The sequence below is a fragment of the Spirillospora sp. NPDC046719 genome (genome assembly GCF_040645715.1).
Taxonomy (GTDB): Bacteria; Actinomycetota; Actinomycetes; order Streptosporangiales; family Streptosporangiaceae; genus Spirillospora.
Genome location: NZ_JBEYYT010000007.1, coordinates 14698 through 29318, shown reverse-complemented (window position 1 = coordinate 29318; position 14621 = coordinate 14698). Strand labels below are relative to the sequence as shown.

Genomic DNA, 14621 nt, shown 5'->3' with positions numbered 1-14621 from the left:
GCCCCCGCCCCCACCCACCCTTACGGGCCGTCACGGCCCCCCTCCCCCTCCGCGCCGCCCGCGCCGGCGCCGCCCCCCGTGACGGGCGGGCGGCCGCGGCGTGCTCGGCGCCTGTCCGCGCCGGCGTCCGCACGGTGGTGCCGGTCATCCGGCCGGGCCGGGCGGTCAGAGGTCAAGGACGGCGAGGACGAAGCGCAGGTCGCCGGCGCCGGAGTTGCCGTAGGAGTGCGGGCGGTCGCCGACGAACACGGCGGCCGTCCCCGCCTCCAGCAGGTCGGTGCGGCCGTCCACGCCGAGCGTCAGCGTGCCCGCCTCCACGTAGACGATCTCCTTGGTGCCGGGCACGTGGGCGTCGCTCTCGCGGACCTCGCCGGGCCGCAGCTCCCACCGCCACAGCTCCAGCGACGGCCGCGGATCGCTGCCCGCGAGCAGCGTGCCCGTCCCGCCGTTCGCGCCCTCCCACAGCACGACGTGCCGTTCCGGGCGGAACACCCGCACCGGCGGCTCCTCCTCCACCTGCACGAGCCGGGTCAGCGGGACGCCGAGCGCGTCGGAGATCCGGATGAGCGTGCCGAGGTTGGGGTTGCCGCGCCCCTGCTCCAGCCCGACCAGCACGCCCTTGCTGACGCCGGACCGCCCGGCCAGCTCGTCCAGGCTCCAGCCGTGCCCCGCCCGCAGCGCCCGGACGGTCCGCGCGACGGCCTCGCCGATCGCCTCCTGCCCGCCCGACCCGCTCTCCTGCCCGCTCAACCCCGGCCTCCCGCCCGCCCGGCCCGTGATCCGACGCCCTCCACGATCCCACCATCACCGATCCCCGGCGTCACGGCGGGCCTCCGGTTCGCGGTGCGGGAAAGCGGCGTCAGGGCAGCCAGCGGCCGTCGCGCATCAGGTCGCGGCCGGCCAGCTCGTTCACCTCGCGCCACGCCTGGACGCGGCGCGGCGTGACGCGGAACCAGCGGTACGCGCCCGCCGACGTCCGCGGGTCGAAGCCGGTGCGCTCGGCGAACAGGTCGGCCCGCTCGCGCGGCAGCGCGTCCAGGTCGACGGCCTCCACGTCGCCGTCGATCATGGTGACGTCGCGGGTGGGGCCGAGCCCGAGCCGGACGGTGCGGGCGGCGGCGAGGTTCCGGCCGGTCGGGCTGTCCGCCGGGGTGGCCATCAGCAGCGCCTCCCCGTCCCAGTCGAAGGACAGCGGCACCAGGTACGGGACGCCGTCGGGCGAGGCGGTCGCCACCCAGACGTCCACGTCGTGGACGAGGCGGTGCTCGGTGTCGCGGCGGCGCCGGTCGCGGGACCGGGGTTCGGGAACGGGCCGGGTCTCCTGCGCGGAAGGGCTGGTCATGGTCGCTCCGGTGGTCGTGGGTTCGGGGCCGGTCCGGCGACGTCGCGCCGGGCCGGCCGGCGTGGTCCCAGCCTCTCCCCGCCGGGGCGCGGGCCGCCTCCGTGCCGGTCACGGAATCGACCACGGATAATGAACCGGTGTCCAGTCCAGCGGTGTCGGCCCGGGAGGCCGAGGTGCTCGCGCTGCTCGGGGAGCACCTCAGCAACGCGGAGATCGCCGCGCGGCTGGTGATCTCCGTGCGCACCGTCGAGTCGCACGTCTCGTCGATGCTGCGCAAGCTGCAACTCCCGGACCGGCGGGCGCTCGCCCGGCACGCCGCCGAGGTCGCGCGCGCCGAGGAGTCGCAGGCGGCGCCCGCGCTGCCGGCGCCGCTGACCGCGTTCATCGGCCGGGTCCGCGAGCGCGGCGAACTGGCCGACGCGGTGAAGGCGCACCGGCTGGTGACCGTGGCCGGCCCGGGCGGGGTGGGCAAGACGCGGCTGGCGCTGGCGGTCGCGGCGGACGTGGCGGGCGACTTCCCCGACGGCGTGTGGTTCGCCGACCTCGTCCCGGTCACCGAGCCGGGCCGGGTGGGGGCGGCGGTCGCGGCGGCCGTGGGCGTCGGCGAGCAGCCGGGCCGCGGCATCGACGACGCGGTGCCGGCCGCGCTGGCGGACCGCCGGGCGCTGCTGGTGCTGGACAACTGCGAGCACGTGCGCGACGGGGTCGCGCCGTTCGTGGAGCGGCTGCTGGCCGCCTGCCCGCGGCTGCGGGTGCTCGTGACGAGCCGGGCCCGGCTGATGGTGCCGTTCGAGCGGGTGGTGCCGGTCCCCCCGCTGTCGCGGGAGGGCGGCGACGAGTCGGACGCGGTGGCCCTGTTCATGGACCGGGCGGCGGCGGTCGGATGGCCGCCGGGCCCGGCGGTGAGCGAGGGGGTCGTGGCCGTCTGCGAGCGGCTCGGCGGCATGGCGCTGGCGATCGAGCTGGCGGCGGCGCGGTGGGCGACGCTCGGCCTGGACGGCCTGACCGCCGGGCTCTCCGACCAGCTGCGGATCCTCACCGGCGGGTCCCGCGCGGACGACCGGCACCGGTCGGTGCGGGCGGTGCTGGACTGGAGCCACGACCTGCTGGAGCCGGAGGACCGGGCGCTGCTGCGCCGGGTGTCGGTGTTCGTCGCGCCGTTCACCGCGGAGGCCGCGGCGGACGTCGCCGGGTTCGGCCCGCTGGACCCGGCCGCGGTCGTCGACGGGCTCGGCCGCCTCGCCGAGCAGAGCCTGCTCTCCGTGGCGCCCTCGGAGACCGGCACCCGCTACCACGCGCTGGAGACGATCCGCCAGTACGGGACGGAGCGGCTCGCCGGCGCGGGCGAGGCGGCGGACGTCCGGTCGCGCCATCTGGCGTGGTGCCTGGCCGCCGCCGGCGCCCTGTCCGGCACCGGCGGCGCGGACTGGCGCGTCCGGTTCGACGCCGTAGCCGAGGACCTGCGAGCCGCCCTCACCTGGGCGTCCGACCAGCCGGAGCACCGGGCGGACGCCTGCCGTCTCGCCCGGTCCATGGGCGAGCTGGCCTTCACGCGCACGCTGCTCGGCGAGGCGCAGCAGCGGTTCGAGCAGGCCGCCGGGCTCGCGGACGGCGCCGAGGCCGCCGCCGCGCTGCGGCAGGCCGCCGCCGTCGCCGGGTGCCGCAGCGTGGACGGCGACATGTTCCGCCTGTACCGCGCCGCCGCGGAGTCCGCCCGCCGGGCCGGGGACGCCGCCGGCGCCGGGCGTGATCTGGCGACGGCCGCGACCGTCGCGTACCGCTTCTCCAGCTCGTTCGAGCACGTCCCGCCCGTGGACGAGGTGACCGCCATGCTGGCGGAGGCGCGCGCGCTGTCCGGGGATGATGCGGGCGCCGGGGCGGCCGTCGCGCTGGCCGAGGCGGCGGTGCTCGCGGACGCGTTCGGCTCCGTCCAGGGGGATCCGGAGAACCCCGCGCAGGAGACGGTCGGGGAGGCCGAGCGGGCGGTCGAGCTGGCCAGGCGCGCGGGCGACCCGGTGGCGGAGTCCGCCGCCCTCGACGCGCTCTCCGGCGCCCTGAGCTGGGCGGGCGACTCCTTCGGCGCGGCGGCCGCGGCCCGGCGCCGGATCGGCCTGCTGCCGGCCGAGCCGTCCGGGCCGGCGGAGACCCACGAGCTGATGGACGCGCTCGCGATGGCCGCCGGGACCGCCGTCGGCGTGGGCGAGCTGCCGGACGCGCGCCGGTTCGGCGGCCGCCTCGCCGGGCACCCGCTGCTGGCCGAGGCGGGCCACCACGCCACGTCCTGGCTGCTGGTCGCGGACGCGTTCGCCGGGAACTCCGCCGAGGTCCTCGCCGGCAGCCTGCGGTTCCGCGACGCGTGGGAGCAGAGCGGGCGGCTGCGGACGCGCTCGCTCGGCCCCGCCGCCGCGTCCGTCGCGATGATCCACGGCCTGCGCGGCGACGCCGACGCCCGGAAGGCGTGGCTCGCGATCGTCGACGAGGCCGGTCCGGAGGCGGACCACCGCCTCGGATACGGCGCGGTCTTCGACGCCATGGTCCGGCTCCACCACGGCGACCCGGCCGCGGCGCTCGAACGCGTCGCTCCGGCGCCCGACGAGGTGTGGAAGTGGGTCTGCTGGGTGTGGCTGCACTGGTACGCGGCGCTGCGGGCGGAGGCGGCGGTGCTCGCCGGGCACGCCGCCGCCCGGGACCGGATCGCCGCCGCCCGGACCATGGTCGCCGGCAACCCGGTCGCCTCCGCCCAGGTGGACCGGGCGGAGGCGCTGCTCGACGGCGACGTGCCGCGCCAGCTCGCCGCGGCGGCGGCGTTCGAGGCGGCCGGCTGCCGCTACCAGGCGGCCCGCACGCTGGTGCTCGCCGGGGGCGGGCACGCCGCCGCCGGACAGGCCGCGCTCGCCGACCTCGGCCTCGCGCCCATGACGGTCGGCTAGCCCCAGCTGCGCCGCCCAGGCGTCCGCGCCGCCCAGCTGCCCGCGAGGCCGTGCCGCCCAGCCGTCTGCGAGCCGCCTGCGGTGTGCGGCGCGGTCAGCCGACCGCCCGCTTCACCAGCTCGGCGATCCGGGCCTCGACCTCCTCCGTCACCTCGGTCAGCGCGAAACCGGCCGCCCACATCGGGCCGTCGTCCAGCTTCGCCAGGTCGCTGAACCCGAGCGTCGCGTACCGCGCCTTGAACTTCTCCGCGCTCTGGAAGAAGCAGACGACCTTGCCGTCCAGCGCGTAGGCGGGCATCCCGTACCAGGTCTTCGGCGCGAGCTGGGGGGCGGCGGCCGTGACGACGGCGTGGACCCGCTCGGCCATCACGCGGTCCGGGTCGTCCATCGCGGCGATCTTTTCGAGCACGTCCCGCTCCGCCTCCGCCGCCTTCTCGGCCTCCGAGGCGCGGCGGGCCGCCTTCTTCTGCTCCTTGGCGTGCTCCTTCATCGCGGCCCGCTCCTCGGCCGTGAAACCCTCGTAACCGCTGTCCTTGGTGGCCGCCATAGCTGCTCCTTCAGTGGTGATTCTTCGCGTTCGCGGGTGTCGTTCCCGGTCGATCGCCGTGGTCACAGCCTTCCGCACCCGGAGTGCGGGCCGCCTCCGTGCTCACCACTGAATGTCCACCACGGAGCGGGCCTCGGTGCCGGTCCGTGCGGTCACGCGGGGTGCGGCGCCGCGGCGGCGGCCAGGCCGTGGACCCAGTCGAAGATCACCTCGTGCGCCTGCTGGAGGGCGCCGTTCTGGCAGTGCAGGTGCCCGCCGTCCGCCTCGGCGAAGGTGTGGACCCGCACGGAGCGGGCGCCGGTGAGGCGGGCGGCGAAGTCGCGGCCGAGCGCGGGATCGTAGAAGTGCTCGCGCTCGGCCAGCAGGACGAGGGCGTCCGCGGTGATCTCGCCGGCCCAGGCGCCGTCGTCGAAGGGGCGCATCGCGTCGATCAGGCCGGGCAGCGTGCCGGCGCCGAACGTCCAGAGCGCGTTGCCGATCCCCCAGCGGGCCTGCGCGTCGAACCGGCCGTACAGGGGGACGGCGCGCCGCATCCACCACGGCATGCGCTGGAACGCGCCGCGTGCCGGGCGGGGCACGTTGTGCAGGAACGCGTTGAGCATGCCGGGGAAGTAGTCGTACAGGACGACGCCGTCGTAGCGCGGTTCGAACGCGGCGGCCCTGGCGAGGAGGTGGCCGCCGAAGCTGATGCCGGCGCCGACCAGGAGCCGCGGCTCGACGAGGCCGGACAGCCAGTCGAGCACCGCCCGGGTCGGGCGCTCCCACTCGGCGGTGAACGGCATGCCGTGCTCGCGCAGCGCCGACCCCTGGCCCGGGCCGGTGAACATCAGCACGCAGTGGCCGCGCCGCACGGCCGCGGCGCCGAGCATGAAGTACAGCTCCTCCAGCGTGGAGTCGAAACCGCCCTGCACGACCAGCACCGTGCGGGCGTCCGGGTCCGCAGGGCGCATGAACAGCGCCTCCAGATCGGCGCCTTCGTAGGGGATGCGCGTGCGGGTGATGTCCGTGCCGAGGGCGTCGAGCCCGGCGTCGAACAGGTCGCGGCAGGCCGCCGCGGTCGCGGTGCGGCGCGGGTCCGCCGGGTCCAGGAAGAACTCGGCCTGCCGCATGTAGTTGGCGGCCCTGAGCAGCGAGGTGCCCCGGGACACGGGCTCGCCGTACGCGCGTCCTCGCGCCGCCACCCGTTCCGCCATCGCGGACCACTCCCGGTACCACGACTCGAATCCGCCTCTGCGGACGCGTGCCATGACGGCGGCGACCTCGCCGAACTCGCCGCCGTCGTAGGCCGCGGCCCACAGCCCGCGCAGCGCCTCGAAGTCGAACGCGGGCGTCCGGGAGAACCTGATCCTGCGCATCGCGGCCCCATTTCCATGTCATGACACATATCTGCCCGGCGCCGAGCATATGCATGTCATGACACATAACGCAATAGACTCCCCCCGTGGAGCCCGTTCTCGAACTGCTCATGGCCCTGAAGACCGCGCAACGCGAGGTCGAGCGGCGGTTCAACCACCTGCTGCGGCCCCTCGGCGTCACCGCCGTCCAGGCCGAGGCGCTGCTGATCATCGCCGACGAGCAGCCGGTCTCCATCGCCGACCTCGGCGCCCGGATGGCCGCCGACCCCGGCCATCCGAGCCGCCTCGCCGACCGCCTCGCCGCGGCCGGCTGGATCGACCGCCGCCCCTCGCCCCGCGACGGCCGCCGGACCGACCTCACCCTCACCCCGGACGGCCGGGACCTCGTCGAGCGCATCGTCGCCGCCCGGCGGCCCTACTTGGAGCGGGCGGCGGCCGCGCTCGCCGAGACCGGCCTCGACGGCGTCCTGCCGGACCTCCGGCGCCTGCTCGACCTGGTCCGCGCGCTCCCCGAGCCGGACGATCGGCCCGGCGCGCCCGGCCCCGAGTGACCCTCCCCGAGTGACCGGGCGGACGCCGGCCCGCCGGGAGAACAACCGGCCGCGTCCGCGTGTTGGAGATAACGGCTTCCCGGCACGCCTCATCGGTCGGTATGATGAACTTCCGAGTTCACTTAAATGACCGTCAGAAGGGGAGCACCGGGATGCTGGAGCGGATCACCGTGGACGAGGCCGTGCGGGAGCTCCGTTCCGACTTCGCCGTGCTCGTCATGACCGCCGAGGGCCTGCACAACGGGCCGAGCGACGCGGTCTCCGAGGGCTGGCTGCGCGAGGCGGGCGAGCGCGCCGACGCCGCGGACCCGCACGTCGAGGCGTGGCACGAGGCGTACCGGGCGTTCGGCGCGAAGCCGAAGCGGACCCGCCCGTCCGTGGACGCCCTGCTGCGCCGCGCCGACGCGCTCCCCGCGATCAACAAGGTCGTCGACGCCTACAACGCCGTCAGCGTCGCCCACGCCCTGCCGATCGGCGGCGAGGACCTCGACGCCTACCAGGGCCCCGCCCGGCTGGTCAGGGCCGCCGGCGACGAGCCGTTCGACGTGATCGCCGCGGGCGAGCCCGCCGTGGAGCACCCGGACGCCGGCGAGGTCGTCTGGCGCGACGACGCGGGCGTCACGTGCCGGCGCTGGAACTGGCGGCAGTGCGTCCGGACCCGGCTCACCGAGACCACCAAGAACGGCCTGTTCCTGCTGGAGCGCCTCGCGCCCTACCCGCTGGAGCGGCTGCACGCCGCCGGCGACGACCTCGCCGCCCGGCTCCGCGAGATCTCCCCGGACGTCCGGATCGAGAGCCGGCTCGTCGGCGGGGCGTGATGGTCACCGCCCTCGCCCTCGTCACCGCCGTCGCGTTCGGCGTCGCCGACTTCCTCGGCGGCGCCGTCTCGCGCCGGACCACCGCGCTGAAGACCCTGGCGCTGTCCGCCCCGATGGGCCTGTGCGTCGCCGTCGCGGCCGCGCTGCTGGCCGGCGGCGCACCCGCGCCCGGCCCGATGGCCTGGGGCTTCCTCGGCGGGCTCACCGGCGGCGTCGGCCTCATCACCTTCTACCGCGCGCTCGCCCGCGGCCCGATGAACGTCGTCGCGCCGGTGTCCGCGCTGGCCTCCGCGGTCCTGCCGGTCGGCGCCGGCGTCCTGCGCGGCGAGCGGTTGGACGAGACGGCCCTGCTCGGCGTCCTGCTGTGCCTGCTCGCGATCGCCCTGGTCAGCATGGAGAAGGGCGGGGAGGCCGAGCCGTCCGGGACCGCCTCCCTCGTCCGCCGGCCGCTGGACAGCGGCCCGCTGATGGCGCTGGTGTCCGGGTCCTGCTTCGGCGTCTTCTTCATCGTGCTGAAGGCGGCCGGGGACGGCGCCGGGCTCTGGCCGATCGCCACCGCCCGCGTCGGCACGCTGACCGTCGTTTTCACGGCGCTGCTGATCGCCCTGCGGACGCGCGGCGGCGACCGGGGCCCGTGGGTGAGCGGCCGGGCGCTGATCGGCCTCGCGCTGCTGTCCGGCATCCTCGACTCCGGCGCCAACGCCCTGTACTACCTGGCCGTCCAGGACGGCCTGCTGAGCCTCGTCACCGTCCTGACGTCGCTCTACCCGGCCATCACGGTGATGCTGGCGAGGATCGCCTACAGCGAGCGGCTCCGCGCCGTGCAGCGCGTCGGGATGGCGATCGCGGTGGCGGGAGTGGCGCTCGTCACCGTCGGCTGACGCCGCCCCGCGAGAGTAGTCGCCGCACCGTCGGCCCGGTGGTCCGGTCGATCTCTGGAAATGCGGGCGTCCGGCGGTGTATCCATGATCGGATGCTCGCGGACGGTCGGCGGACGGCCAGGGGAGGGGCAGTGCGTACCGGGCTGAGACTGGCGGACAGGTACCGGCTCGACGCCCTGCTGGGACGCGGCGGGATGGGCGAGGTATGGCGCGGCCTGGACGAGCGGCTCGGCCGGCCGGTCGCGGTCAAGATCCTCACGGCGCCGGCGGGGACGGACGCCCGGCTGGCCGACCGGTTCCGCCGGGAGGCGGAGATCATGGCCCGGCTCCGCCATCCGGGGATCGTCGTCGTCCATGACGCCGGCGAGGACGAGCACCTGCTGTTCCTGGTGATGGAGCTCCTCGACGGGGAGGACCTGTCCGCGGTGCTGAAGCGCCACCCGCAGGGCCTGCCGGTCGACCGGGCGATGCGGCTGACGGAGGGGATCGCCGACGCGCTGCACGCGGCTCACCAGCGCGGGGTGGTGCACCGCGACGTCAAGCCCGCCAACGTGATGGCCCACCCCGGTGACCGGGTGACGGTCATGGACTTCGGCATCGCCCGGTACGCCGACCAGGTCACGGAACTGACCGGCAGCGCGATCCTCGGGACGCCCGCGTACATGGCGCCCGAGCAGTTCGAGAAGGCGCACGAGCCGACGCCGCAGACGGATCTGTACGCGCTGGGCGGGGTGCTGTTCGCGCTGCTCACCGGACGGACGCCGTTCAACGGGGACAGCTTGCACGCGCTGATCCGCGAGATCGTCCTCAGCGATCCGCCGAGGCCGCGCGAGGTGCGCCCGGACCTGCCCGGAGAGCTCGACGACCTCGTGCACGCGCTGCTGGCCAAGGATCCGCGGGACCGGCCGCCGGACGCCTTGGCCGTCGCCGAGCGGCTCCGTGCCGTTCCCGTGCCCCGGCCGGAGGCGCGACCGCCGTTCCCGGCGCAGGCCCCGCCCCCGGCGCAGACCCCGCCTTCAGGGCAGGCTGCGCCTCCAGGCCAGGTTCCGCCTCCGGGCCAGGTCCCGCCTCCGGCGCAGGCCCCGCCCCCGGGCCAGGTTCCCCTTCCGGGGCAGGGGGCGACCCCAGGAGCGGAGCTGCCCCCGCCTTCACCTCCGCCCCCGGGCCTCCGGACGAGGCCGGTCACGGAGGCCCCGGCGGCGCCAGCGCCGGCGCCTCCGACGGTCGCCGTGGACCAGGATTCGCCGATGTCCCTGAGGGCCTGGCTCCTGGCGACGGCCGGGATCCTCGTCGTGGTCGCGGGCGGCTGGTTCCTGGTGCAGAACGCCACGGGGACCCGGGTGAACGAGGGGAGGTTCTCCGCGCTCCCCGCCTGCGGCCGTCTCCCGACACCCAGCGTCCAGGGCGCGGAGGTCTCTCCGACGAAGAGTCCGCCGGGCACCAAGGACTCGGTGCAGTGCACCTGGTCGGTCCTGCCCAAGGACTTCGCCGACCGGGGGAGCATCACCGTCGAGTTCAAGCGGTACGGCAATAAGGGCGGGGAGTCGGGAACCGACAACGCGCACGCGGCCGTGATGAGCGCGGGCAGCGGCGACCCCCTCTCCGGAATAGGGGACGAGGGGCACTACATCGACGCCTCGAACCCCTTCGATGCGCCACAGTTGATGTTCCGCGTCGACAATCTCACGGCCGACATCAGCATCAGTGACGGCGAGCAGTCGGAGGTCGCCGCGAAGAACGAGGCCGCTTACGCCGGCCGGCTCGCAGCGGCACTGCTCAAGCTGCCCGCGCGCTGATCGGGACGGGCGGCGGACGACAAAGCGCGAGGGGCGGGACCGCTGGTCCCGCCCCTCGCGCTGGCCGAGTCATGGCCGGTGGCGGTGGTGGTGGGATTCGAACCCACGGAAGCTTGCACTTCACACGCTTTCGAGGCGTGCGCCCTCGTCCACTAGGCGACACCACCGCGGGGAAGCCTACCGGACTCTGCGGCGTACGAAGAACTCGGAGAGCAGCGCGCCGCACTCCGCGGCCAGCACGCCCGCGAACACCTCGGGCCGGTGGTTGAGGCGGCGGTCCCGGACGACGTCCCACAGCGACCCGACGGCGCCCGCCTTCGGGTCGACCGCCCCGTAGACGACCCGGTCCACCCGCGCCTGGACGGACGCGCCGGCGCACATCGTGCACGGCTCCAGCGTCACCACGAGCGTGCAGCCGGACAGCCGCCACTCCCCGCGTGCCCTCGCGGCGGCGCGCATCGCGACGATCTCCGCGTGCCCGGTCGGGTCGGCGCTCCGCTCCCGGTCGTTGCGGCCGGTACCGATGACCGTGCCGGAGCCGTCCAGGACCACGGCGCCCACCGGGATCTCGCCGTCGGCGGCGGCGGCGCGCGCCTCGTCCAGCGCCCGGCGCATCGCCGCGCCGAACTCCTCGTCCGGTTCGGTGGAGGGGGCGGTCACGGGGTCAGTCACGGAGGCGGTCGAACTCCTCGCCGAACCCGGCGCGCTCGGCGACGGCCAGCAGCGCGTCCCCGGGCAGGGCCCGCTCGCCCAGGTCGCTGAGCTGCTCCGGGGCGATCCCGAGGTCCTCCAGCAGCGCCGGGTCGCCGCCGGCGTCGCCGTCCGGGACCTCCCCGACGAGCTGGTGGAACAGCGCGGCGAGCCCGTCCTCGCGGACGGTCGACACGTACGCGCGGGGCTCGTCGTCCCCGTCCAGCCGGACGACCGCGAACCAGTCGTCGTCCTGCTCGACCAGCAGGACGACCGGGTCGCCGTAGGACTCGACGGCGGCCTCCCGCATCAGGTCGGCGACGTCGTCGACGTGCTCGGCCTCGGCGAGCACGGCCTCGGTCCCGACCCAGCCCTGCGGGCTCTGCGCGAACACGGCGGCGAAGTACGGCACCTGCTCATTGTGACCCACGGGGTTGCTCCGGTCACACCCCTCGCGCGCTTTCGGTCATGAGGATATTTCGGGTTTTGTCCCATGGTGGTCCACTCCGGTTCTTCCCCTGGTGCCCCAATGATCGTGATACTTCTCACCGGCCGGGCGGCGGGAGGAGCACCATGGGCAAGGACGAACTGACGAGGCGCGGGTTCCTGGCGGGAACGGCCGGGGCCGCCGCGCTCATCGCGGCGAGCGGTGCGGCCGGGACGGCGGCCGACGCGGCGGCGACCGTCCGGGCGCCCGTCTCCCCGCTCCCCGACCCCGGCGACTCCGGCATCGACCACATCGTCGTCGTCATGATGGAGAACCGGTCCTTCGACCACTACATGGGCTGGGTCCCGGGCGCCGACGGCAAGCAGGCCGGGCTCACGTTCACCGACGCGCAGGGCAACGCGCACGACACCCACCACCTGACGGTCCCCTACGGGTGCGGTTTCAACGACCCCGACCACTCCTACGAGGGCGGGCGCACCGAGTACAACGGCGGCGCCTGCGACGGGTGGCTCCGCGCCGGAGAGAACGACGTCTTCTCCATCGGCTACTTCAAGGGACCCGACCTCGGCTTCCACGGCCGCGCCGCCCTCGACTGGACGCTCTGCGACCGCTACTTCGCCGCCATCATGTCGTCCACGTTCCCCAACCGGATCTTCCAGCACGCCGGGCAGACCGACCGGATCTCCAACACCTTCACCTTCTCCGAGCTCACCACGGTCTGGGACCGGCTGAAGGAGAAGAAGATCCCCGCGCACTACTACTTCAGCGACGTGCCGTTCACCGCCCTGTGGGGCCTGAAGCACCTCGACATCAGCCGCCACATCAACTACTTCTACGACGACGCCAAGCACGGCAGGCTGCCCGCCGTCAGCTTCGTCGAGCCCGGGTTCGTCGGCGAGGCGCTGCCCGGAATGTCGGAGGACGAGCACCCGCTCGCCGACATCCGGTTCGGCCAGAGCTTCCTCAACAAGGTCTACACGGCGATCATCGACTCGCCGAACTGGGCCCGCACCCTGCTGGTGATCAACTACGACGAGTGGGGCGGGTTCTTCGACCACGTCCCGCCGCCGGCCGGCCCGGACCCGCGTCCCGACCTCGGCACCGGCCTGCGCGGCTTCCGCGTCCCCTGCCTGCTGATCTCACCGCGCGCCCGGCGCGGCGCCATCGCCCACGAGGTGTACGACCACACGTCCGTGCTGAAGGCGATCGAGTGGCGCTGGGGCCTCGAACCGCTGTCCGTGCGGGACGCCGCCGCCCGCAACATCGCCGAGGTGCTCGACTTCGAGAGCGCCCCCCGGCTGAAGGCGCCGCACTACGACGTCCCGCGCCCGCTCACCCTCGGCTGCATCGACCCGCAGCACACCCACGCCGGCGACGACTGGGCCCAGCTCAACGCCTACGCCCTCACCCACGGCTTCAGATGACGGGTCAGGACACCGCGTCGAGGGCGCGCTCGAAGGCGGGGGCGAAGCCGACGCGGCCCGCGATGCTGAGCAGCATCTCGTCCGGGTAGAGCTCCAGGTCGCCGGAGATCGCGCCGAGCTCCATCTCGTCCAGCCCCAGGTCCGCGAAGATCGACATGTCGCCGACCGGCAGCACCTGGTCGAGCTCCTCGTCGTCCGGGATCGGGATGTCCAGGTACTCCAGGACCTGGCCGGCGAGCGGCCAGTCCACCGACGCCGTGACGTCCGACAGGAACACCATCACCTCGTCGCCGAGCAGGCGGATCGCCACGAAGAAGTCGTCGCCCACCGACACCAGCCCGATCGTCCCGCCCAGGCTCGGCTGCTGCCGCAGGGCATGGATCAGCCCGGCGAGATCCTCGGTCAGCGCCACCGGGAGGATCTCGGCCTCCCAGCGGTCGTCCTCGCGGTACACCACGACGGCGAAGTCCGTCGCGTCCACATCCGTCATTTCCACCCCACCGGCGCCGTTCCTGCCTGGGCATGGTCGCAGATGCGGCGCGTGCTCGCGTGCCCCACCGCCAAACTCGGCGGCGCACCGCCGGGTGAAACGGGGAGTCGGCTCCGCTTTCCGGTACCCAACGGGACGAACCTACTCGATCCCTGCCGGTCCCCCGCGAAGGGGGCGGCCCCTCCGGCCCCGCCGCTCAGTTGATGCGGAACGTGCGGCGCCTCAGCGCCGCGTGGATCCGGGCGCGCCGTGACCTGTGCGGCGTCACGCGCCGGCGCAGTTCCCGCGCCTCCGCCAGCTCCCGCAGGAAGATCGCCCGGCGGCGCAGCCGCTCGCGCACCTGCTCGGGCGAGATGTCGCCCTCGCCACCGGGCTCGCGGCCCGCTGTGACATCCCTCACCGCCTCGTCGACGTCGGAGGCGTCGACGGGGAACGGCACGGGTTCGGGCGGGGGGACAAGGGAGTCGGGAGCCGGCGGCGCGCTCTCCGCGGGGCCGGATCCCGGCCCGGGCGGATCGGGCGCGGGCTCGCCCGCGCGCTCCCGCCGTCGCTCGCTGTCGCTGCTCATAACGCCATGGTGCCCAGCTCAATGGCGTCCTATCCAAGATTGCCGGCCCGGCCGCCGCGCGCGGGCCTTGGGTTACGGTGTGCGCATGCAGACCCTCGCCGTCGACCATCCGCTCGTCGCGCACAAGCTCACCACGCTGCGGGACGTCCGCACCGACTCCCCCACGTTCCGCCGCCTGGCGGACGAGCTCGTCACGCTGCTGGCCTACGAGGCCACCCGCGACGTCCGGGTCGCCCCGGTCACCGTGCCCACCCCGCTGGTGGAGACCGACGGCGTCCAGCTGGCCAGCCCCAAGCCGCTCGTGGTGCCGATCCTGCGCGCCGGGCTCGGCATGCTGGACGGCATGACCCGGCTGCTGCCGACGGCCGAGGTCGGCTTCCTCGGCATGATCCGTGACGAGGGCACCCTGCAGGCCCAGACGTACGCCACCCGGCTCCCCGACGACCTGTCCGGCCGGCAGTGCTACGTCCTGGACCCGATGCTCGCCACCGGCGGCACCCTCGCCGCCGCGATCAAGCTGCTGTTCGACCGCGGCGCCGACGACGTCACCGCGATCTGCCTGCTCGCCGCGCCCGAGGGCCTCAAGTACCTCGAGGAGGCGTTCGCCGGGACGTCCGCGCCGATCCGCGTCGTCACCGCCGCGATCGACTCGCACCTGAACCAGCAGGGCTTCATCATGCCGGGCCTCGGCGACGCCGGCGACCGGCTCTACGGCGTCGTCTGACGGGGCGCCGAGGCGCCCGCCGGCGGGGTTCCGGCCGCCGCCCGTAGCGGAGCGGCG

Annotated in this window: 15 protein-coding genes and 1 tRNA gene; 7 read left to right on the top strand and 9 right to left on the bottom strand. The window is 74.9% G+C overall.

Translation table 11 applies throughout. From position 1 onward, the window contains the following. Positions 1-165 precede the first annotated feature (165 nt). Positions 166-750 (bottom strand): helix-turn-helix domain-containing protein, encoded by a 585-nt coding sequence (locus tag ABZ914_RS02675; protein WP_500191169.1) that lies wholly within the window; start codon positions 748-750, stop codon positions 166-168. Positions 751-859: 109 nt separating this feature from the next. Next, entirely contained in the window at positions 860-1342 is a 483-nt protein-coding gene (locus tag ABZ914_RS02670; protein ID WP_500191168.1) for a pyridoxamine 5'-phosphate oxidase family protein, read from the bottom strand. Positions 1343-1479: 137 nt separating this feature from the next. Here ABZ914_RS02670 and ABZ914_RS02665 point away from each other — a divergent pair, with 137 nt between their 5' ends. Continuing rightward, positions 1480-4272 (top strand): ATP-binding protein, encoded by a 2793-nt coding sequence (locus tag ABZ914_RS02665; RefSeq protein WP_500191166.1) that lies wholly within the window; start codon positions 1480-1482, stop codon positions 4270-4272. A gap of 94 nt (positions 4273-4366) precedes the next feature. Here ABZ914_RS02665 and ABZ914_RS02660 read toward each other — a convergent pair whose 3' ends face one another. Both ABZ914_RS02660 and ABZ914_RS02655 read right to left on the bottom strand, forming a co-directional pair. Further along, on the bottom strand, positions 4367-4819 hold the full coding sequence (locus ABZ914_RS02660) for an iron chaperone (protein WP_387025667.1): 453 nt from the start codon (positions 4817-4819) through the stop codon (positions 4367-4369). A 152-nt stretch (positions 4820-4971) separates the two neighbouring features. Further along, positions 4972-6174: an alpha/beta hydrolase gene (locus ABZ914_RS02655; protein ID WP_500191164.1), complete on the bottom strand. Its 1203-nt coding sequence runs from the start codon at positions 6172-6174 to the stop codon at positions 4972-4974. A gap of 86 nt (positions 6175-6260) precedes the next feature. Here ABZ914_RS02655 and ABZ914_RS02650 point away from each other — a divergent pair, with 86 nt between their 5' ends. The 4 genes from ABZ914_RS02650 (at position 6261) to ABZ914_RS02635 (ending at position 10220) form a co-directional block, all read left to right on the top strand. After that, positions 6261-6725 (top strand): MarR family winged helix-turn-helix transcriptional regulator, encoded by a 465-nt coding sequence (locus tag ABZ914_RS02650; protein WP_500191163.1) that lies wholly within the window; start codon positions 6261-6263, stop codon positions 6723-6725. A gap of 152 nt (positions 6726-6877) precedes the next feature. Next, a complete protein-coding gene (locus tag ABZ914_RS02645; RefSeq protein WP_500191161.1) occupies positions 6878-7543 on the top strand; it encodes a B3/B4 domain-containing protein in 666 nt (221 codons plus the stop codon). Continuing rightward, positions 7543-8424 carry an EamA family transporter gene (locus tag ABZ914_RS02640; RefSeq protein WP_500191160.1) on the top strand — a complete coding sequence of 294 codons (882 nt, stop codon included), beginning with the start codon at positions 7543-7545 and terminating at the stop codon, positions 8422-8424. Before ABZ914_RS02645 ends, ABZ914_RS02640 begins: the two co-directional genes overlap by 1 nt. 131 nt (positions 8425-8555) lie before the next feature. Then, entirely contained in the window at positions 8556-10220 is a 1665-nt protein-coding gene (locus tag ABZ914_RS02635; RefSeq protein WP_500191159.1) for a serine/threonine-protein kinase, read from the top strand. A gap of 79 nt (positions 10221-10299) precedes the next feature. Here ABZ914_RS02635 and ABZ914_RS02630 read toward each other — a convergent pair. The 3 genes from ABZ914_RS02630 to ABZ914_RS02620 all read right to left on the bottom strand — a co-directional run bounded on the left by ABZ914_RS02630 (position 10300) and on the right by ABZ914_RS02620 (position 11322). Beyond that, positions 10300-10387: transfer RNA gene (locus ABZ914_RS02630), tRNA-Ser, on the bottom strand. A gap of 10 nt (positions 10388-10397) precedes the next feature. Continuing rightward, positions 10398-10835 (bottom strand): tRNA adenosine(34) deaminase TadA, encoded by a 438-nt coding sequence (gene tadA / locus ABZ914_RS02625; protein ID WP_190863217.1) that lies wholly within the window; start codon positions 10833-10835, stop codon positions 10398-10400. A gap of 49 nt (positions 10836-10884) precedes the next feature. Beyond that, the gene (locus tag ABZ914_RS02620) at positions 10885-11322 is read right to left on the bottom strand and encodes a tRNA adenosine deaminase-associated protein (protein WP_190863150.1); all 438 of its coding nucleotides are present in this window, start codon (positions 11320-11322) and stop codon (positions 10885-10887) included. 161 nt (positions 11323-11483) lie between these two features. On the opposite strand from ABZ914_RS02620, the gene ABZ914_RS02615 reads away from it, so the two are divergent. Then, positions 11484-12782, top strand: a complete 1299-nt coding sequence (locus tag ABZ914_RS02615) for an alkaline phosphatase family protein (RefSeq protein WP_500191157.1) — start codon at positions 11484-11486, stop codon at positions 12780-12782. A 4-nt stretch (positions 12783-12786) separates the two neighbouring features. Here the strand turns inward: ABZ914_RS02615 and ABZ914_RS02610 are convergent, their stop codons facing one another. Both ABZ914_RS02610 and ABZ914_RS02605 read right to left on the bottom strand, forming a co-directional pair. Beyond that, entirely contained in the window at positions 12787-13272 is a 486-nt protein-coding gene (locus tag ABZ914_RS02610) for a tRNA adenosine deaminase-associated protein (protein WP_500191156.1), read from the bottom strand. Positions 13273-13468: 196 nt separating this feature from the next. Beyond that, entirely contained in the window at positions 13469-13840 is a 372-nt protein-coding gene (locus ABZ914_RS02605) for a hypothetical protein (RefSeq protein WP_190863228.1), read from the bottom strand. 85 nt (positions 13841-13925) lie between these two features. Between ABZ914_RS02605 and upp the strand changes: the two genes are divergently transcribed. Beyond that, complete coding sequence (upp, locus tag ABZ914_RS02600) at positions 13926-14564, top strand: uracil phosphoribosyltransferase (protein WP_500191155.1); 639 nt, start codon at positions 13926-13928, stop codon at positions 14562-14564. The last annotated feature ends 57 nt before the right edge of the window (positions 14565-14621 follow it).